Origin of the sequence: Mesorhizobium sp. LNHC221B00, assembly GCF_000502935.1 — a bacterium.
GTDB lineage: Bacteria > Pseudomonadota > Alphaproteobacteria > Rhizobiales > Rhizobiaceae > Mesorhizobium > Mesorhizobium opportunistum.
Map to the genome: position 1 here is coordinate 1 of NZ_AYWR01000045.1, position 18,331 is coordinate 18,331.

The window sequence follows — 18,331 nt, forward strand, 5'->3', positions numbered from 1 at the left end:
GTTCGACGTCATCGGCGGCGATATCCAGAAGCGGTCCGCAGCCCTGATCCGGGCCGGAGGATCGCTTGTGACAATCGTCGGACCGACGGATATTCGACCTGCAGATGGCCTGACGGTTGACTTCGTCGTCGAAGCTGATCGCGGCCAACTGAGCGAGATCATCAAGCGGGTGTGCGACGGGCGACTGCGGGCGAACATCGGCAAAGTCGCGACCCTCGACGAGGCGGTCGCCGCCTTCAGCTCGACCGAGCGACGCACGGGGAAAACGGTCATCCGTGCTCGTCAGTGAGGGCTCGGGGGGCAGGGTGGTTCCTCTCTCCCCAGTCAACATGAAGTCGGCACTGGAACGGCAGTTTCCTGCTCGGAATCAAAAGTCGAAAGTCCGCTCCCGGCCCCAATGCGGCCGCGCTCGTAGCGTTATGGTCGGTATGCATTGATTGACCTTCTTTGTGGATAGAACTGAGGCACCGCTCCGGTAAAAACTAGTCATCTTCTTGGTCCTTTGGTTCGCCAGACCATACGAGAGAATACGAGAGATATGGGTTGGCGAACCAGCCGCTAACGTACTGATTTTCTGTCGAAAACGTTGACCCTCAGAGGTTATTGGTCAAAGGGTTACGAAGCGGTTCGCCCGAATTGATTCAAGAAGCTGATCCAGCCGTTCGCTGGCCGCATTTATCTTCTCCCGAATAGCAGCAATGCGCCTCATCACTCTCGTTCAGGCGGGCTGCCATCTTTCCTGAAAGCTGCCGGTCCGTTCAGGATGGTCGCCGGCGGGCAACAGATTGTCGCGCTTTCTATAACCGGAGTTGTTTATGAAACTGGAGACGCAAGGCTCCGCGGCGATCATCTATGCAGCTCGCTCGCTGCCCTGGATTCGATGCCGATCATCGGGTTTCGACGCCGAAGCCGTGCACCGGAATTTCGGCCTGGCCGAAGGGTTGTTGACCGTCGGACTGCAGCGAACTGGCAACGGGCCGCAGAAGCCCCATGTGTCTGTGGCTGATGTCCTGGCATTTGCCGATCGGCCAGAGTTCGAAAATCCGGTCTTCCAAAATCGATGACACAGGCCCTTTGGGGAAAGAGGGTGCACAAGCTGTGTTGGCAGTTTGAGAATTCGCCGATATGCCGCACAACGATAAATGCAACGCCGAGCCGGAACACGCCCGAGCAATGTCAGCTTCGCAGGAGGACAAGTAGCCGTGACGCAGAAGGGGATCACCTTGAGGGACGTTGCTGCCGCGGCCAATGTATCGCGCGCTACGGCCGCGCGGGCGCTCAACAGCTACGGTTATGTCGGCGACGAGACCGCACTTCGGGTGCTGGAGGCGGCTGAAAGACTGGGTTATCGGGCCAATCTCGTAGCGCAGGCCCTCCGCAGCGGTCAGTTGCCGATCGTCGGCTTCGTGCCCGGCGACATCCAGAATCCGTTCTTCGCGCGCATCGCTCACGACATCGAGGTGGAATTGCGCAAGCACCGGCACAACCTGCTGATCGCAAGCAGCGAAGAGAATATCGAACAGGAAAAGGAGCTGCTGGAGAGTCTGCGCTCACTGAGCATTCGCGGCTTCATCCTGGCGCCAACCTCAGCGACCGACAGCGAGCACATCGTGCGGCTGGTGCGTGACGGCGCACCGGTCGTGCTGATCGACCGCGTCGTCAAAGAGGTGCACTGCGACAGCGTCGGCGTCGACAACGAGGGCGGCGCGGGCGAGGCCGTGGATTACCTAGTCGCCAACGGTCACAAACGGATCGGGCTGTTGCGCGACGAATCCCGTATCTTCACCGCGCAGGAGCGTCTTGCCGGGTACCGGAACTCACTGCAGTCGCATGGCATCGCGCTGGATGAATCGCTGATCAGCGTGTCGCGCTCCACGGTCGAACATGCCGTCGAAGCCACCATCCGCCTGTTCAGCCGACGTAACCGTCCTACAGCGCTTTTCACGGTGGACAGCATGATGACCCAAGGCGCCCTTCTCGGCCTGCGCTCACTGGGGCTCGCAATCCCCAACGACGTGTCACTGGTCGGCTTCGACGACTTCAATCTCGCCACTTTCACCGATCCGCAGATCACCGTCGTAGCCCAGCCCATCTCCGAGATCGGACCGCTCGCGGCCAAGCTGCTGCTCGAACGGCTCGCCGGAAAGAAAGTTGCGCCGCGTCACATCCGGTTCCCGACGCGCCTCGTCATTCGTGGCTCGGTCGCACACCTGCGCTGACCGGCACAGAACTTCCGTTTCAGACATTTGCTCGCGGGGGGGCTTGCCAACCGCAAAAAAGCATGGCCATTATTTGGATGTGAGATCGATCTCACAACCTAACGGTTAATCAAAGGCTGGCTGGACGGCGCCTCGATTTTGGCGGCCCGGTAGGATTCCGCCGAATGCGAGTACAAGGAAGAACGACATGTTGAATTTCGATAGGGATCGCTTCGTAAGGATACAGAGCGGGGCCGTTTCCATAGCTGGCGAGGCGCGCACGCTCATGCGCGCGCTGCTTGCGGACGGCGTCGAGAGGCTGTTTTTCATGGGCACCGGCGGTGTGCAGCTTCTCACTCTGCCTGCGATCGAACTGGCGAAATGCTACTCCACGTTCCCGGTGAGCGCCGAATATCCGGCACAGGTCGTGCTCGATCCGCCGGCCGGCCTCGACAACAAGGCTGCGGTCGTCATTCCCTCGCTGTCAGGCACGACCAAGGAAGGCGTGGAGCTCATGGCGTTCCTGAAAAGGCGTGGCGTGCGAACGATCTCGCTCACCGGTCATTCGGACACCCCGATCGCACAGGAAGCAGACCACAATTTCACGAACTTCGCCGAAGACGACACCTCATCGGAATCATTCTACCTGCAGACGCTGCTGATCGTCCTGGCACTGCTGGCCGAGCGCGGCGAATGTGACAATTTCGACGCTAGTGTCGCGGAACTTCAGCTTCTTCCCGGCCTTCTTGCCGATGCGAAGGCCGCCTTCGAGGACAAAGCCGCCGAACTGGCCGCGACAATCAAGGACGAGACCTACCACATCTTTACCGGCGCCGGCTCGGTGTGGCCGGAAGCCAACTATTACGGCATGTGCATCCTTGAAGAGATGCAGTGGATCCGGACCCGCCCAGTGCATGCCGCCGACTTTTTCCACGGCACGCTCGAACTCGTCGAGCCGGGCGTCAGCGTCTTCGTGTTCAAGGGCGAGGATCGCCTTCGCCCACTGGCCGACCGGGTCGAGAATTTCGCCAGGCGCTACACGGACCGCGTCCGTACGCTGGATGCTGCTTCGGTCCAGCTGCCGGGCATCTCCCAAGAGGTGCGCGGCATGATCTCGCCGGTACTGCTCGCCACCCTGCTCGAGCGACTGAGCGCGCATCTCGAAGTGCTGCGCAATCACCCGCTGACCACCCGTCGCTACTACAAACGCGTTGAATACTGATCCCCTCTCACCTTTGAAGGAGCTGCTTATGAAACGTTCGCTGCAAGTCGTGACGGTCACAGTGGCCGCGGTATCATCATTCGGTTTTTCGATCGGCGGCAGTTCCGCCGCCTCAGTTGCGGTCGCGGCCGATCCTAGCGCCAAGGTGGAGTACACCGGCACACTCTCGGTGCTGACCAAGTTCGGGCTGCAGCAACTGTCGCCTTACTTCGTCAACGTGGCGCAGCAATACGAAAAGCTCCATCCGGGCGTGAAGGTCGAACTCATCCAGGAGAGCGACGACAGCGTGAAGGGCAAGACCAAGACCCTGGTCGCTTCGAACTCGCTGCCCGATGTCTATTTCTCCTGGACGGGCAGTTGGGGCGGCAATTTCGTGCGGGGCAATCGCGCCGTCGACCTGAGCGCCGTCATCGGTCCCCATACCGAGTGGGGCAAGACGCTTTCTCCCGCGGCCGTCAAAGCGTTCCAATACAATGGCAAGTTCTATGGCATCCCGCTTTACCAAGACGCCAAGTTCGTGGGTTACAACAAGCAGATATTCGGCAAGCTCGGCCTGAAGGCGCCAGCCAGCTTCGAGGAATTGCTGACCAGTTGCGACGCCATCCGCAAGTCCGGCGCGACACCGATTTCGTTCGGTAACAAGGAGGCCTGGCCGGCGATCCACTTTGCGGGCCAGCTGCTCGCCTACAATGTGCCGCAGGCAACGCTGGAACGCGACTTCGATCCGACCACGGCTGAATATACCGATCCGGGCTATGTCGCGGCGCTCAAGCAGTTCAGTCAGCTTGTCGAGCGTTGCACTGACGGCGCTGGCGTCAACGGCACATCCTATGCCTCGGCTCTCCAGGCGTTCACCAACGGGCAGTCGGCCATGTACTATCAAGAGATCATCGAGTTCGATCAGGCCGCCACGTCGGATTCGGCGCTCAAGCCCGCCGATTTCGGCTTTTTCAGGCTGCCCGTACCGGCTGGCGCCAAGGGTGACCTCAAGTCGATCGAGGGCGCGCCGGAAGGCTACATGATCAGCGCGGCGTCGAAGAACATCCCGTTGGCGATCGACTTCATGAAATTCGTTACCTCGAAGGAAAACGCGCAAATCCTGTCAGCGCCACCTTATGGCCAGCCGAGCGCGACCATCGGCGGCGCCTCGGAAAAGAATATGAGCGCGGCTGTGGTCGACGGTCTCAAGGACATCAACGCGGCCTCGTACCTCATGCCCTGGCTGGACACGGCCAATCCGCCGCGCGTCGCCGCCGTCTGGCTGTCCAGCCTGCAGGCACTGGCGGGCGGTTCGATGACGCCCGAGCAAGTGATGGGCGAGGTGCGCAAGGCCGCATCCGCAGCCAAATAAGCGGACCATGGCCAGGACATCGGACACAATAGAGAGCGGCGCCGTGGTTCACGGCGCTGCCAGATCGCAGAGGCCAAGAAGCCTGCGGGTGCGCTTCGGCAACCTGTTGTCGTTTCGATGGGCGGCAGCGGCACTGATCCTCATCGGCTGGTTCGTCTACTATCCGATCGTTGACAACTTTATCGTCAGCACCACCGATCAGGATATCTATACCGGTGAAGAGACCAATGTCGGCCTCGCCAATTACGACCGGCTTCTGCACGACCCCGTCGTGCTGGTCGCGCTCTGGAACAATTGCCTCTACGCCGTCATCTCCGTCGTGTTCCAGGTCTTCGGCGCGTTCCTGCTGGCGGCGATCATCGAGGATCTAAGGAGCGAACGCTGGCGCCGTCTGTGGCGCGCCCTGTACTTCGTGCCTTCGGCCATATCGATCACCGTGACCGGCCTGCTGTTCTACTTCATCTACCAGCCGCAGATCGGTCTGCTGGATGCGGTTCTGAGCCGCGCAGGTCTCAGCCAGTTCGTCATGCCCTGGCTCGGCAACGAGCACACCGCCATCTACGCCATCATTGCCATGAGCCAATGGCAGGGCTTCGGCTACTCGACGCTGCTGTTTGCCATCGCCATTCAAAAAATCCCGCGCGACCTCTACGACGCAGCCACAATTGATGGCGCCGGCCCGCTTCGCCGCTTGTGGAGCATCACCTTTCCACTGACCCGGGAAATGACCGGGCTGATGATCATCGTCACCATCACCGGCGCTTTCCAGGTCTTCAACGAGGTCATGGTGATGACCGCCGGCGGGCCCAACAACAGCAGCCAGGTGCTGGGCACATGGCTCTACCAGAAGGCGTTCATCGAGGACAATTTCGGCTACGGCGCGGCGATTGCGGCCGTCATTTTCGTGCTGACCATGCTCACCGGCGCGGCACAGCTCTGGTACACGAAGCGCCGCAGGGTGCAGCTATGAGTGCGACGGTCGCAGTCGGGCGGGCCCGGCATGTCAATCTATGGTCAGTCATTGCCAGGACATCGCTCTATTCATTCCTCGTCTGTCTCGGCGTCGTCGTCATCTATCCACTGATCTGGATGGCGCTTAGCGGCTTCAAGGATAATGCGCAGATCTTCGGCGATCCCTTCGCCCTGCCTGCCCATTGGTCGTGGAACAATTATGTGCAGGCCTGGAACCAGGGCGTTCGCGGCTATGTAACCGTCTCCGTCCTGGTGACTGTCGCCTCCGCCATATGCACCGTTCTCATCAGCGCCTGGACCGCTTTCGGACTGACCCGGACCAGGATGCCCGCAAAACCGTTGGTCGTCGCCATTGTGCTAGGCGGGCTGATGCTCAGTCCCACCGTGGCAATCATTCCCTTGGTGAAGATGCTGCAGGCGCTCGGGCTCTACAACACCTACTGGGCGCTGATCATTCTATACACCGCGTTCCGGGTGCCGTTCACAACCTTTCTCATCCGCGCCTACATGCTGGATCTACCCAGCGATCTCGACGAGGCGGCGACGATGGACGGCGCCAGCGAGGGCCAGATCTTCTGGCGCATAACCCTGCCATTGTGCCGCCCGATCATCATCTCGTGCGTCATCCTGCATGTCCTGTTCGCCTGGAACGAATATCTGTTCGCCATGATCTTCACGAGCGGCAGCGACGTGCAGACGCTGCCCGTCGGCCTCACGTCGATCATGGCAACGCACGGGACTAACTATGCCGTGGTGTTCGCCGCCATGACGATCTCGGCCCTGCCCATCGTAATCGTGTTCTTTGCCGCGCAGCGCTACTTCATTCGTGGGCTGTCCGAAGGCATCGGCAAGTAGCCATTCCCGAAAGGAGCCTTCATGCCGCAGCTTGCATTCCATCAGCTGATCGGAGCCAATTTCAGCTTCCAGCACTTTCCGTTCGAACGGGTAGCCAAGCTGATCCGCGACTTCGGCATGAAAGAGATCGAATTATGGGGCATTGCCCAGCACCTCGACCTCTTCCACGCCACCGACGCGGGCATCGATTCTGTCCGCCGGGTGCTCGCCGATAACGGCCTGTCTGCCTGGTGCTTCACTCCTGAGCAGGTGCTGTATCCGATCAACATCGCTTCGGGCGACCCGGATCTGCGCCGTGACAGCATCAAGCGGTTCTGCCATGCCGCTGATATCTGCGCAGCGCTGGGCGCGCGCTATCTGTTCCTGACGCCCGGTCGGGGCTACGAGGACGAAGCCACGAATTCGGTGTGGGATCGCTCGGTGGAGGCACTTGGCGCGATAGCCGGACATGCCGACGACGTCGGTGTGCGCTGCCTGCTTGAGCCGTTGCAGCGCTTCGAGAGCAACATCGTCAACGACGCGGCGGGTCTGCGCCGAATGCTGGACGCGTTGGGCGCGGAAAACATCGACATCGTGCTGGATTGCGTGGCCATGGCCACCGCCGGCGACACCGTAGCCGGGTATGTCGATCTGTTCGGCGCACGGCTGGCACACGTCCATCTTGTCGACGGCACACCAGGCGGGCATCTGGTGTGGGGCGACGGGACGCTGCCGCTCGGCGACTATGTCAGCGAACTGGCGCGCCTCGGCTATGCGGGAAAGCTCACCTTCGAGCCCTTTGGCAACGGCTCCTACGCACTGGATCCGGTAAGGGCCTGGACACGCTGCCTCGACGCGATAGAGCCCTATCTAAATCGCGCAACGGTGCCAGCATGACTCCGCCGAATCTGGTGGCAGTCGGCGACAATTGTCTGGACGCCTACCTCACCAACGGCCTGCTCACGGTCGGCGGCAACGCGCTCAACGTCGCCGCGCAATGGCGACGCAATGGCTGGGCAGCAAGGTATTTCGGAGCCGTCGGCGAGGACCCAGAGGGCGAGGTGGTGCTTTCCGAGCTTAGCGGCGTCGGCCTGTCGCCGGACGATGTCGAACGCCGCCCTGGTGACACGGCCGTCACCTTGCTTCGCGACGAATCCGGCGACCGGAAGTTTCTCCACGAATCCTTCGGAGTTGGTGAAAACTACATGCCGACGCCGGAGCACTATGCGGTTGTCGCCGCCGCTGACTGGGTGCATCTCGGCACCAACGCCAACAAGGACCTCCTTCGCCGATTGGTCGCGGATGATGTCCCGTTCAGCATCGACGTCTCGACGGCGCACCTGGCGCTGCCGCTCGAGGGAGTGCCGCTGCTCTTCGCCTCCGGTCCAGATGAGGTCGATCGACCGGTCGAGCCGTTGCTCACCGCGCTCAGGGCCGCTGGTGCAAGGCAGGTTGTCGTGACCTGCGGGCGGCGCGGCTCCTATTTCGACGACGGCCAGGCTGTCGTGCATGCGCCGGCCAAGATTGTCGACGTGGTCGACACATGCGGCGCCGGCGACAGTTTCATCGCGACATTCCTGACCGCGTTCCGGTTCGAAGGTCTGCGGCCAGCCGAAGCGCTGCACGCCGCCGCGGTGGCGGCGGCGCGGACCTGCACGCATCTCGGCGGGTTTCCGCAGAAGCCGCGTCCCATACCGGACTGGCTGCCAACCAAATACGCCAGATTCATCATCGACGCCTTGGGAGCTTGACCGTGACGACATTTCGTTTGCGCCAGCCGGCGGTAGCGCTCCCTTCCGACCGCTCGTTCTGGCTGCAGGATATCGGCGCCGACGCGGTCACCGAGCCGTTACAGGGGAATCAGCGCGCCGAAGTGCTGATCGTCGGTGGCGGTTACACCGGTTTGTGGACGGCGCTGCGTATCCGCGAGCTTGCTCCGGAAACACGGGTCGTCGTGCTTGAGGCCGACCTCTGCGGTTCGGGCGCTTCGGGGCGCAACGGCGGCCAGGTCCACTCGTGGTTCGCTGAACTCGATCAAATCAGCGCCGTCGTCGGCCTGGAAGAGGCGCGGCAGCTCTGCGCCGATACCGTGGCGTCGATTGCGGAGCTGAAAACTCTTCAACGAGACGGTACGATCGACATGGATCTACGGCTGGATGGATGGTTGTGGACGGCGAGCTCGATTGCCCAGGAAGGCGCCTGGGACAAGGCCGTCGGCATGGCGGCGGCGGTCGGAGAAAACCGTTTCAAGCCGATGATGGCCGAGGAGATCGAACGCAGGACCGGTTCGTCTGCCTCCTATGTGGGCGTCGTGGAGACCAATGCAGGCACGGTCCATCCAGCCAAGCTGGCAGTCGGATTGCGAGATCTGGCGTTGGCACGCGGCGTGACCATTCACGAGCGCAGCCCCGTCCTCGACATTGAACCCGGAAGGATATGCAAGGCGCGCACCGCGCAGGGCACAGTCCAAGCGGAGAAGGTCGTGCTTGCCGCCAACGCATGGCTCTCGGCTTTGCCGGAACTGCGACGTCATCTCTACGTCGTCGGCAGCGAGGTCATCGCCACCGCGGCCGTGCCCGAACTGCTCGACAGCATTGGCTGGCGCGACGGCGCATCGATCTGCGATGCGCAGGCGCAGGTACTGTATTATCAACGCACCAGCCCGGGCAGGGTGGTCTTCGGTCGCGGCAGCGGTACCGTTGCCTTCAGGGGGAATTTCGGCGCCAGCTTCAATCGCAGCCCGCAGCACGGCCGCGACAATGTGCGAGAGCTGCACCGGGTCTATCCGTCGCTGCGTGGCGTGGCGGTCGAGTATGACTGGTCAGGTCCAATCGACTGTGTGCCCGAACACGTTCCGGTGTTCGATCATCTGCGCGGATATCCCAACATCTTCTACGGTATGGGGTTCAACGGAACCGGCATCGCGCAGACGCCGATTGGCGGACGCATCCTAGCCAGCCTGGTGCTGGAGCGAAAGGATCGCTGGAGCGCCAGCGGTCTGGTCGGCATCGAGCGACGCATGTCGCTGCCGCCCGAGCCATTCCGCTACCTCGGCGCCAAGCTCGTCCGCGGCGCGGTGCGCCGCAAGAACGAAGCCGAGATCCACAACCGCAAGGCGGACCGGATCACCAATCTGCTGGCTGGGCTGAAGCCGGGCCGCCGGAAGAAATAGGCGGCGGCCAAAGCGTCTTGTCCGTGACGCTGCCGAGGAGGACACGATGGCCGACCTGCGCTTGATGCAAGTCACGAAAACTTCACGACAATGCCGCCGAAGCGTCGCTGTAGCTCCGATCGTTGGCGCGGCGCGGCAAAAAAGAAGCTGGCCTGGGTTTCTTTCCAATCGCTAAAAAAGGGCTTGATCGCCTCGCCGATATGTGTGCCTAATTCGATATGAGATCGATCTCATGTGGCGCTCTCAAGTTAACTCTTTCTCTACGGGGAGGTTGGGGAGCATTGTTTGAATGAGGATGAACAGGGAGGTTTAGGTGAGGAAATTGATCACGTGGCTGGCGCTGGCCACCACCACGCTTGCGTTAGCGTCTGCGGCGTCGGCGGGTGAAACCATGGACCGGGTTACCTCGAAGAAGGCGATGGTCGTCGCCACAAACAGCGGCTGGCCGCCGCAGAGTTTCCTCGACGACAGCAATCAGTTGGTCGGCTTCGACATTGATGTCTCAAAGGAGATCGCAAGGCGCCTCGGTGTCGAGGTCAGTTTCGACACGCCGGACTGGGCGACGATGACAGGCGGCCATTGGCAGGGGCGCTACGATCTGGGGGTCGGCTCGGTAACGCCGACCAAGGCGCGGGCCAAGGTAATCGATTTCGAAGGCGTCTACTATTACAGCCCCTACGTTTATGTGGTTCACAAGGACAGCCCGGCCAAATCGGTCGTCGACCTGAACGGTAAGATCATTGGCGTCGAGACTGCCACCACGTCGGAGGATTTCATCCGCAGACAGCTCGAGATTGATGCCCCCGGCCTGCCGCCCATCGAATACAAGCTGGAGCCCGGTGAGATCAGGACTTTCGCAGATTCAATGCTGCCGTTCGATGATTTGAGGCTCGGCGACGGCGTGCGCCTCAACGCGGTCATCGCACCAGAACAGACAGCTCAGAACGCGATAAAGAACGGTTACCCGTTGCGTATTCTGGAGGGCGGCTATGCCTTCCGTGAGCCACTGGTGGTGATCGCGGAAAAAGGTGATGCCGAGTGGAATGCCAAGATCGGCGGCATTCTCGACGAGATGAAGAAGGACGGTACCCTCACGAAGCTGACCACAAAGTGGTACGGCAAGGATTACAGCGCCGACTGAGGAGCGTCGTGGACGAAGCGTGAGCGGGATGCATTTCAAATTGACATCCCACGCCATCTCTTTTGTTTCAGCCGCATTTCAACGAAACCGGGCGGCTCCGCCTGACCGCAAAACGCTCTAGTGCCGCCACCTCATCATGCCAATCATGACATATCCTGACACTTATTACCGGCGCACGCTTGTCGACAACACCATCAGACCGCCGTTGCGCGACGTTTCCGAGTGCGAAACAGTCGTTGTCGGCGGCGGATTGGCCGGCCTGACGACGGCGTTGCAGCTGGCTCGCGCCGGCCAGCAGGTCGTCGTGCTTGAGGCGCAACGCATCGGCTTTGGCGCTTCCGGTCGCAATGGGGGCTTCGTCAATCCCGGTTTCGCCACCGGCACCGACAGCATCGCCGCGATGGCCGGCGTGGACGCGGCACAAAAACTGCACCGCTTGTCCATCGAAGGCGTCGATTTCGTGCGGAAGACGATCCGTGATCTCGACATCAAGGCGGCGGAGCCGCGCTCCGGTATGTTGAGCGTGCTTCGCCATGATGGCGGCGTCGCGCTCAAGGCATATGCCGAGCAACTGGCGCGGGATTTCAACTATCGGCTCAACTATCTCGAGCGCGAAAAGGTGCGAACGGTGCTGCATTCCGAGCGCTATCATCAAGGCCTGCGCGACCCCAACGCCTTCCACATGCATCCACTCAACTATCTGCGCGCTGTCGCGGTCGAGATCGAACGGCTGGGTGGCAGGATCCACGAGAGATCCGGGGCCGTTGAAGCCAACCTTGACGGCGCGGAAAAGATCGTGCGCACCGACGGCGGTGACGTGCGCGCCCGCCAGGCCGTATTTGCCACCGGTGGCTACACGGGGCCACTGGTCGGCCGCCTGAAGCGGGCATTCCTGCCTATCGCCACTTACGTCATGGTGAGCGAGGATGCGCCTGACCTGATCGCCGAGGCGATTACGACAACCGACGCCGTTGGCGACAACCGTCGCGCTGGCGATTATTACCGCATTGTCGAAGACGGCAGACGGCTGCTCTGGGGCGGGCGCATCACCACGCGGGCAGCCTCACCTAGCGTGTTGGCGAGGCAATTGCGCCGCGAGATGGTCACCACCTATCCGCAGCTCGAAAAGCTCAAGACCGAACTCGCCTGGTCCGGGCTCATGTCTTATGCCCGTCACCTGATGCCCCAAATCGGCGCGTTGCAGCCGGGCGTCTGGTACCTCACGGCTTTTGGTGGCCATGGCATCAACACCACGGCAATTGCCGGCAAGCTGATCGCCGAAGCCATATTGGGAGAATCGGACCGCTACCGGCTGTTCGCACCATTTGGGCTTGCCTGGGCGGGCGGACCGGCTGGACTTGCGGTCGCGCAACTTACCTACTGGAAGCTGCAGGCACAGGATTGGTGGCGCGAGCGCGCCCGCTGACCACAGGGAGATCGAGGACGTGATCGGCCGACTGTTGCTCAACCACCCGGACGCGGCGCGCCGTGTTGGCGTGTTCTTCGTGCTCGCCACCATCGCCGCCGGCTTGTACGGGCTCGGCATCAAAGCCAGTTGGCTCGGGAAGCTTGTTCCGGGGGCAGTCGGGTGGCTCGCCGCCAACCCTGAGGTCGGGCGGGCGGTCTCGGCGGTGCTGATTGCATCGATCGTGGCGGCGAACTGGAACGCGTTGCGGTATCTCAGCCGCAAACAGCAGATTGTGGCGGTGTGGATAGAGCTGTTCGTGCTGTTAATGCTGTTTTTCTACTCCTTCGACCTGTCGTTCGCGTTCATCGCCAAAAAGATTGGCTTCCTCGTCTCCAAGGGCGTAGTGACAACCCTCTACATCTCGGCCATTTCGATCGCGATCGCCACCCTCATCGCCTTCGTGGGCGCCATCGCCAAACTTTCCCGCAACGGCGTGGTCTATGGCTTGGCAACCTTCTATACCTCTCTATTTCGTGGCTTGCCGCTGCTGATGCAGATCTACATTATCTATCTCGGCCTGCCGCAGATTGGCTACGTGATAGGCGCAGTGCCGGCCGGCATCATGGCGCTGTCGCTCTGCTACGGCGCGTACATGACCGAGATTTTCCGTGCCGGCATCGAAAGCATCTCGCGCGGCCAGACCGAGGGTGCTACGGCACTCGGCCTTAGCGCCAACCAGACGATGTTCCTGGTCATCCTGCCGCAGGCGATGCGTGTCATCGTGCCGCCGACCGGCAACCAGTTCATTGCGATGTTGAAGGATTCTTCGCTGGTCTCCGTGGTCGGGGTGTGGGAGATCATGTACCTCGCACGCACACAGGGCCAGACCGAGTTTCGCCACATCGAGATGCTCATCACCGCCTCGATGATCTATTGGCTGCTCTCGATGGGACTCGAGTTCCTGCAGTCGCGGATCGAGGACCGGTTCGGGCGCTCACTCAAGCGCTGATCCTCGTCCTCCATGATTTCGCCAAAGCGAGTAGCGTAGTCGTCACCCGCAGGTTGAAGAAGCTGGTAGCGGCCAACCAGGTCATCATCAAGGTGGTCGGCACCGAGCCGCTTTCCCATCGCAATGGCTATGCTCTGGAAGATTGATGACGTGTCGCTCGAATGCCGCCCTGTTTCGAGAGGGCGACATGCATGGGGCTTGCTAGACTATCCGAGAGAATGAGTGGTGACGTACTTTTCGAGATGCTTGGGCGCCTCGTCGGGGGCTGAGGGTGCAAGAAATCGTCCGATTGGTCCCCGATCGTTGGTGAAACCACAAAATGTTTATTGCAGCGATTTTCCCTTTGAAACCAAAAGAATGGCTGGGAGTGACGGGGAGTACTGTGGACTGCTTATCCAAGTATCTTACCGAATACGAGTTCTTTAAAATCTAATAAGGGACCGTCACTCTTTTCGGCGCGCATCCGCAATAGAGTTCCCTCCCAACTATTTAATATGAAGCGGGCCAGCGACGATGCAGTGAATTGACGGTCAATCGCCCCCTGGTCCTGCGCTTCTGAAATGCAATTCTCAATTACGCCGGTCCAGGCATCGAAGTGCTTAGCCAAGCGCTCGCGTATCAATGAGCTGCGATCTGCAGCCTCGGCGCTGAAATTGCCCATCAAGCAGCCACGGACATAGTTAGAGGCCCTGAAGCTCTCGATCCTGTCGTCAAAAAAAGCCTCCAACCGGGCGAGTGGCGCGATCTTCGGATTACAAAGGAACTCGCGCAGCTTGATCTGGCCGCGCTCAGAATATCCATCGATCACCTCGGCCCCAAACGCCTCCTTGCTGGCAAAGTAGGTGTAGAACGACCCTTTGGGCGTGCCGGCTCCCTCGACGATGCTCTGTATACCAGTCGCGGCATATCCCTCGGCGTGAATCATCCGGATGCCCGCGGCGACGAGATTGTGCCGGGTGTCAGGCTTCGGCTTCGGGCCCCGTCGGGCTGGATGAGATTTCATGAAAAACCCCTTGACTAATTAAAGACGACCGGTCATCTGATATTTATCGCCGTTCAAACGCGCATGTCAACAGGGACGTTGCTGCCGGTCCGTCAAGACATGCTGCGCGGTTGAGAGAGCGAATATTGCGCCGATGGCGAAAGCTGCCGTTAGGAAGACCGGACATGGTTCGCAAAATTGTCGTGACGGTGCCTGCGGAAGGTGGAATCGACCTCGGTGCTTGGCTGTTCGTGCCCGAAGGCGCTGGCGCTCGCGCGGCCATTACGATGGCCCACGGCTTTGCCGGGACCAGGGAGCACGGCATCGAGCTGTTCGCCCAAGCCTTTGCCGCGGCGGGGTTTGTCGTTCTGGTCCATGATCATCGCAATTTCGGGACGAGTGGGGGAGATCTTCGAGGGGACATCGATCCGTGGCGGCAAGTCGCGGACTGGCGTCGCGCAATCTCCTATCTCGAGGCGCGACCGGAAGTCGATCCAACGCGGATCGGCTTGTGGGGCACGAGCTATGCCGGCGGACACGCTCTGGTGCTGGGCGCCACAGATCGACGTCTCCGCTGTATCATTGCGCAAGTTCCGACGATCAGCGGCTATGAGCAGGGATTGCGACGAATCTCGCCCGACGCTCTGCCAACGTTGGAGCACGCCTTCGACGACGATGAGCGGGCGCAGTTGCGAGGAGAGGCGCCTCGCCGACAGGCCGTTGTGAGCGCCGACCCTTCGGTACCGGCCGCCTACCGGTCTCAGGACGCCATTGATTTTTATCTTCAGTCTCTTCCCGAAGGCCTTTGGGAAAACGAGATCACGCTGCGCTCGACACGGGCGGCGCGCATGTACGAACCCGGCAAGTGGATTGCCCGCGTTTCGCCGACGCCGTTGATGATGATTGTCGCGCGCGACGCCCGGATGACCGTGACCGATCTGGCGCTTGCTGCTTATGAGCGCGCGCAGGAACCCAAACGGCTCGCCTTGATAGCGGGCGGTCATTTCGACCCTTATCTGGACCAGTTTTCGCTCGCCGAAGGCGCCGCAACAGAGTGGTTTTGCGAGCATCTCGGTAACCCGCTTCGACGCGCCAGGGTCGTTCACCGGTCGTAAATATTCATGTCAATCCAAATGGGGCGAGTGAGATTATGACAAATGCCAAGCATTCCACCGCGATCAACGCGGCCGACGTAGAGGAAATTCGGGCTCTGTTCTTGCGCCAAGCCGCGGGCGAGGCCGCCCATGATATTGAGGTGATCGAGGCTGTTCTTGCGCGACCACTGCCGGGGCAGCCGGATCCCGTCAACTTCGTGGCCCGGGCCTATCGCTTCTGGGGGCGCGAGGCGGTCATCGATCACTTCCGTACCGTCTTCACCGGGACTTGGCGCTTCGAGCCAGACGAGGAAGCAATCCGACTCGTGCCGCTCGGCCCCGACGTCGCGCATATCTATGCGCCGACGCGCATCACCGCGGGTCCGGCTGGCCAGGAAGCGGTGACCTACACGTTTCTGGTCAACGAGTTCGCGATCCGCGCCCCCGAAGGCTGGCGCATCTCGGCCATCGTTCCCGTCCCGGCGCAGTGACTGGCAACACCGATATCAAGCATGAGGCGCTCACTATGACCCATCTGACCTGCACCATCGACCATCATGTCGCAATCATCACACTCGACAACGCTCCGCAGAACCGCATCGGAGACCAGATGGTCGAAGAGCTCGCTGCCACGATGGCGCGTATCGCAAGCAGCGAAGCCAGGGCTGTACTGCTGTGCGCGGCGGGGCCTGACTTCAGCTTTGGCGGCGACATCTTACCCTGGCCGGAGCGCAGCCGCTCGGAGCTCCGGGCGACCTTCGAGCGCTACATGGACGTATTCAACCAGTTCGAACGTCTGCCGTTGCCCGTCGCGGCGGCCGTGCAGGGACTTTGCTTCGGAGGTGGGCTTGAGCTCGCCTTGCGCGCCGACATGATATTCGCGTCGAGCTCGGCCCGGTTTGGCCATCCCGAGCAGACGCTGGGCATCGTGACTTTGCTCGGCGGTATCTACCGCGTTGCGGAACGGGCCGGGCGCGCGCGCGCATCGGAATGGGCACTCACGTCCGAGCAGATCTCCGCCGCAGCCATGGAGCACGCCGGCGAACAAAGTTTTTCCTGACGCGGACCTGCTCGCGGAGTCGCGCGCCTTCGTGGAAAAACTCGCTATGGGGCCGACCCGCGCCTACGCGGCGCACAAGGTGTTGCTTTGCGCCTGGGCGAATGGCGGGGTCGCGGCGGCCGACGAAATAATGTTCGACATCGCAATGCCGGTTTTCGATACGCGGGACGCAACCGGCGGCATTGCATCGGCCGTGGATGCGATGAAAGCGGGGAGGCCGCGACCGTCCTTTCCTTTCGAAGGCCAGTAGAGACGTTCGCAGGAGCGAGGGAACCTTGCCGGCGATCGCCGTAGGTAGGCTCCATCAGCGAAGTGACTGTGAATCACACAAGGGATTACTGAAATGCGCAAGACGCTCTTTGCCGCTGTCGGTCTGATAGCCCTCGCCAGTGAATCTGTCTCCGCCGCACCGGCCGATTATAAAGATCCTCTCGACCCGTCCACCTTGGCGATCATCAGGTCACAGTTCACCAAGGTCATGGAGCTGGCTAATCGACATGATGTGAACGCTCTGCACGAGATGTTTTGGCAATCGCCGTCGGCCGTTATTGTCGCAAAGAGCGCGAATCCGTCGTCAGAAGGGAATTGGGCAGGCTTTTGGGGCAACGAGGCAATCGATCAAAAACTCCACGCTATCGCGGCATCCGGCCCAGTCGTGCTTCAGCCAGATTTTTCAAAGCTCAAGGTCGTTGGCCTGACGCATGACGTGGCGGAATCCTATGCGCCGATAACCATTACGGTTTCATACGCGGGTCAGGACGGCACGCCGAAGCCGTTTCTGATGATCATGAACTGGATAGAGGTAGGAAAGAACTGGAAGATCGCCTCCGAAGTGATCCTGCCGGTCCCACCAACGCCTGCCGTGAAGGAGTGAACCGGATGATGAACAGGCGAACCTTCTCTGCCACCATGGTTGCCGGCGCTGCCGCCTCGCTGGTCGCCAGCCGTGGCCTGGCCGCAATTCCCGTTCCTGCGAAGGCGCGCAATGTCGTCCTTGTCCATGGGCTATTCGCCGACGGCTCATGCTGGTCCGAGGTCATCGCGCGCTTGCAGGCGGCCGGGCTTAACGCCACTTCCGTGCAAAATCCCCTAACGACGCTCCCGGAAGCAGTGGCGTCAGCACAGCGCGTGCTGGATCGGCAGGACGGCCCGACCGTGCTCGTTGGGCATTCATTCTCCGGAATGATCGTGACGGAAGCCGGGGTTCATCCGAACGTCTCGGCCCTTGTCTATGTGGCGGCGCGGGCGCCGGATGCCGGTGAGGACTATACGGCTCTGGCGAAGACTTTTCCGACGCCCCCGGCATCCGCCGGCATCGTCTATGACGGCGATGAGGGGCGTCTCAGCGAGACGGCGTTCCTGCGTGACTTCGCTGGCGACCTGCCGGAAGCGAAGGCCAGGATTCTCTATGCTGTCCAGCAGCCGTTTCAAAAGGCCCTGCTGACGGGAAAGACCATGCACGCGGCCTGGCGGTCGAAGCCGAGTTTCTATGCCGTTTCGACGGAAGATCGGACGATCAATCCCGATCTCGAACGCTTCATGGCCAAGCGCATGGGTGCCAAGACAATCGAACTCAAGGCGAGTCATCTCTCACTGATCTCTCATCCAGACGAGATAACCCAGCTCATTCTGAAAGCCGCAGGACAACCCGGATAACCGGGCTGTGTGAGAGACATCTCCGAGCCAGCGATGATCGATCGGCTTCCCTGCCAGAAGGGGTCCACCACGTGGACTCGAACCCCTAGTTCTGACCAAGCACTGATTGGTCGCACGTCCGCGACACTGCACTGAGTGGGGTATTTCCGGGCTCTGAATTTTCACAATCGAGCACGATCATCGGATCCATGATGCCACCTCACGCTGCCTTCTGCTTCTGTTCAGGAACGGA

The 18,331-nt window shown here is 61.0% G+C and carries 19 protein-coding genes and 1 pseudogene; 19 read left to right on the forward strand and 1 reads right to left on the reverse strand.

Annotation, left to right across the window (positions count from 1 at the left end):
* The 13 genes and pseudogenes from X741_RS0136260 to X741_RS137275 all read left to right on the forward strand — a co-directional run.
* Positions 1-289 (forward strand): zinc-binding dehydrogenase (locus X741_RS0136260; protein ID WP_031250738.1); only part of this gene is annotated, 289 nt, incomplete at its 5' end.
* Between the two features lie 526 nt (positions 290-815).
* A pseudogene (locus X741_RS0136265) lies at positions 816-1,064 on the forward strand (hypothetical protein); the annotation flags it as partial.
* Between the two features lie 138 nt (positions 1,065-1,202).
* Positions 1,203-2,219: a LacI family DNA-binding transcriptional regulator gene (locus X741_RS137325; protein WP_023780832.1), complete on the forward strand. Its 1,017-nt coding sequence runs from the start codon at positions 1,203-1,205 to the stop codon at positions 2,217-2,219.
* Between the two features lie 187 nt (positions 2,220-2,406).
* Positions 2,407-3,420 carry an SIS domain-containing protein gene (locus X741_RS137320; protein ID WP_031250741.1) on the forward strand — a complete coding sequence of 338 codons (1,014 nt, stop codon included), beginning with the start codon at positions 2,407-2,409 and terminating at the stop codon, positions 3,418-3,420.
* 28 nt (positions 3,421-3,448) lie between these two features.
* Positions 3,449-4,771: an extracellular solute-binding protein gene (locus X741_RS137315; RefSeq protein WP_023780834.1), complete on the forward strand. Its 1,323-nt coding sequence runs from the start codon at positions 3,449-3,451 to the stop codon at positions 4,769-4,771.
* Positions 4,772-4,778: 7 nt separating this feature from the next.
* Positions 4,779-5,741, forward strand: a complete 963-nt coding sequence (locus X741_RS137310) for a sugar ABC transporter permease (RefSeq protein ID WP_031250743.1) — start codon at positions 4,779-4,781, stop codon at positions 5,739-5,741.
* A complete protein-coding gene (locus X741_RS137305; protein WP_023766288.1) occupies positions 5,738-6,598 on the forward strand; it encodes a carbohydrate ABC transporter permease in 861 nt (286 codons plus the stop codon). Before X741_RS137310 ends, X741_RS137305 begins: the two co-directional genes overlap by 4 nt.
* Positions 6,599-6,619: 21 nt before the next feature.
* Positions 6,620-7,474 (forward strand): TIM barrel protein, encoded by an 855-nt coding sequence (locus X741_RS137300; protein ID WP_023780836.1) that lies wholly within the window; start codon positions 6,620-6,622, stop codon positions 7,472-7,474.
* Positions 7,471-8,328: a PfkB family carbohydrate kinase gene (locus X741_RS137295; protein WP_023780837.1), complete on the forward strand. Its 858-nt coding sequence runs from the start codon at positions 7,471-7,473 to the stop codon at positions 8,326-8,328. Before X741_RS137300 ends, X741_RS137295 begins: the two co-directional genes overlap by 4 nt.
* A 2-nt stretch (positions 8,329-8,330) precedes the next feature.
* The gene (locus X741_RS137290; protein WP_031250744.1) at positions 8,331-9,749 is read left to right on the forward strand and encodes an FAD-binding oxidoreductase; all 1,419 of its coding nucleotides are present in this window, start codon (positions 8,331-8,333) and stop codon (positions 9,747-9,749) included.
* 313 nt (positions 9,750-10,062) lie between these two features.
* Positions 10,063-10,890, forward strand: a complete 828-nt coding sequence (locus tag X741_RS137285; RefSeq protein WP_031250745.1) for a transporter substrate-binding domain-containing protein — start codon at positions 10,063-10,065, stop codon at positions 10,888-10,890.
* Positions 10,891-11,035: 145 nt separating this feature from the next.
* Complete coding sequence (locus X741_RS137280; RefSeq protein WP_023780840.1) at positions 11,036-12,316, forward strand: FAD-binding oxidoreductase; 1,281 nt, start codon at positions 11,036-11,038, stop codon at positions 12,314-12,316.
* A gap of 19 nt (positions 12,317-12,335) precedes the next feature.
* Positions 12,336-13,307 carry an amino acid ABC transporter permease gene (locus X741_RS137275; protein ID WP_023780841.1) on the forward strand — a complete coding sequence of 324 codons (972 nt, stop codon included), beginning with the start codon at positions 12,336-12,338 and terminating at the stop codon, positions 13,305-13,307.
* A gap of 391 nt (positions 13,308-13,698) precedes the next feature.
* Here the strand turns inward: X741_RS137275 and X741_RS137270 are convergent, their stop codons facing one another.
* Entirely contained in the window at positions 13,699-14,310 is a 612-nt protein-coding gene (locus X741_RS137270; protein ID WP_031250746.1) for a TetR/AcrR family transcriptional regulator, read from the reverse strand.
* Positions 14,311-14,474: 164 nt separating this feature from the next.
* On the opposite strand from X741_RS137270, the gene X741_RS137265 reads away from it, so the two are divergent.
* The 6 genes from X741_RS137265 to X741_RS137250 all read left to right on the forward strand — a co-directional run bounded on the left by X741_RS137265 (position 14,475) and on the right by X741_RS137250 (position 18,099).
* Positions 14,475-15,404, forward strand: coding sequence for an alpha/beta hydrolase (locus tag X741_RS137265; RefSeq protein WP_023780844.1), 930 nt, complete (start codon positions 14,475-14,477; stop codon positions 15,402-15,404).
* Positions 15,405-15,439: 35 nt separating this feature from the next.
* Complete coding sequence (locus tag X741_RS137260) at positions 15,440-15,874, forward strand: nuclear transport factor 2 family protein (RefSeq protein WP_023780845.1); 435 nt, start codon at positions 15,440-15,442, stop codon at positions 15,872-15,874.
* Between the two features lie 35 nt (positions 15,875-15,909).
* Positions 15,910-16,443 carry an enoyl-CoA hydratase/isomerase family protein gene (locus X741_RS01000000167330; RefSeq protein ID WP_198024017.1) on the forward strand — a complete coding sequence of 178 codons (534 nt, stop codon included), beginning with the start codon at positions 15,910-15,912 and terminating at the stop codon, positions 16,441-16,443.
* Positions 16,444-16,474: 31 nt separating this feature from the next.
* Complete coding sequence (locus X741_RS1000000170610) at positions 16,475-16,693, forward strand: hypothetical protein (protein WP_198024018.1); 219 nt, start codon at positions 16,475-16,477, stop codon at positions 16,691-16,693.
* Between the two features lie 93 nt (positions 16,694-16,786).
* On the forward strand, positions 16,787-17,317 hold the full coding sequence (locus X741_RS137255; RefSeq protein WP_023780848.1) for a hypothetical protein: 531 nt from the start codon (positions 16,787-16,789) through the stop codon (positions 17,315-17,317).
* A 5-nt stretch (positions 17,318-17,322) separates the two neighbouring features.
* Positions 17,323-18,099: an alpha/beta hydrolase gene (locus tag X741_RS137250; RefSeq protein ID WP_031250747.1), complete on the forward strand. Its 777-nt coding sequence runs from the start codon at positions 17,323-17,325 to the stop codon at positions 18,097-18,099.
* Positions 18,100-18,331 lie beyond the last annotated feature (232 nt).

Excerpts from the sequence above, each read along its gene's own strand:
- X741_RS137320 (WP_031250741.1), top strand. The coding sequence starts at position 2,407 with ATGTTGAATTTCGATAGGGATCGCTTCGTAAGGATACAGAGCGGGGCC.
- X741_RS137315 (WP_023780834.1), top strand. The coding sequence starts at position 3,449 with ATGAAACGTTCGCTGCAAGTCGTGACGGTCACAGTGGCCGCGGTATCA.
- X741_RS137310 (WP_031250743.1), top strand. The coding sequence starts at position 4,779 with ATGGCCAGGACATCGGACACAATAGAGAGCGGCGCCGTGGTTCACGGC.
- X741_RS137305 (WP_023766288.1), top strand. The coding sequence starts at position 5,738 with ATGAGTGCGACGGTCGCAGTCGGGCGGGCCCGGCATGTCAATCTATGG.
- X741_RS137300 (WP_023780836.1), top strand. The coding sequence starts at position 6,620 with ATGCCGCAGCTTGCATTCCATCAGCTGATCGGAGCCAATTTCAGCTTC.
- X741_RS137295 (WP_023780837.1), top strand. The coding sequence starts at position 7,471 with ATGACTCCGCCGAATCTGGTGGCAGTCGGCGACAATTGTCTGGACGCC.
- X741_RS137280 (WP_023780840.1), top strand. The coding sequence starts at position 11,036 with ATGACATATCCTGACACTTATTACCGGCGCACGCTTGTCGACAACACC.
- X741_RS137270 (WP_031250746.1), bottom strand. The coding sequence starts at position 14,310 with ATGAAATCTCATCCAGCCCGACGGGGCCCGAAGCCGAAGCCTGACACC.
- X741_RS137265 (WP_023780844.1), top strand. The coding sequence starts at position 14,475 with ATGGTTCGCAAAATTGTCGTGACGGTGCCTGCGGAAGGTGGAATCGAC.
- X741_RS137260 (WP_023780845.1), top strand. The coding sequence starts at position 15,440 with ATGACAAATGCCAAGCATTCCACCGCGATCAACGCGGCCGACGTAGAG.
- X741_RS01000000167330 (WP_198024017.1), top strand. The coding sequence starts at position 15,910 with ATGACCCATCTGACCTGCACCATCGACCATCATGTCGCAATCATCACA.
- X741_RS137255 (WP_023780848.1), top strand. The coding sequence starts at position 16,787 with ATGCGCAAGACGCTCTTTGCCGCTGTCGGTCTGATAGCCCTCGCCAGT.
- X741_RS137250 (WP_031250747.1), top strand. The coding sequence starts at position 17,323 with ATGATGAACAGGCGAACCTTCTCTGCCACCATGGTTGCCGGCGCTGCC.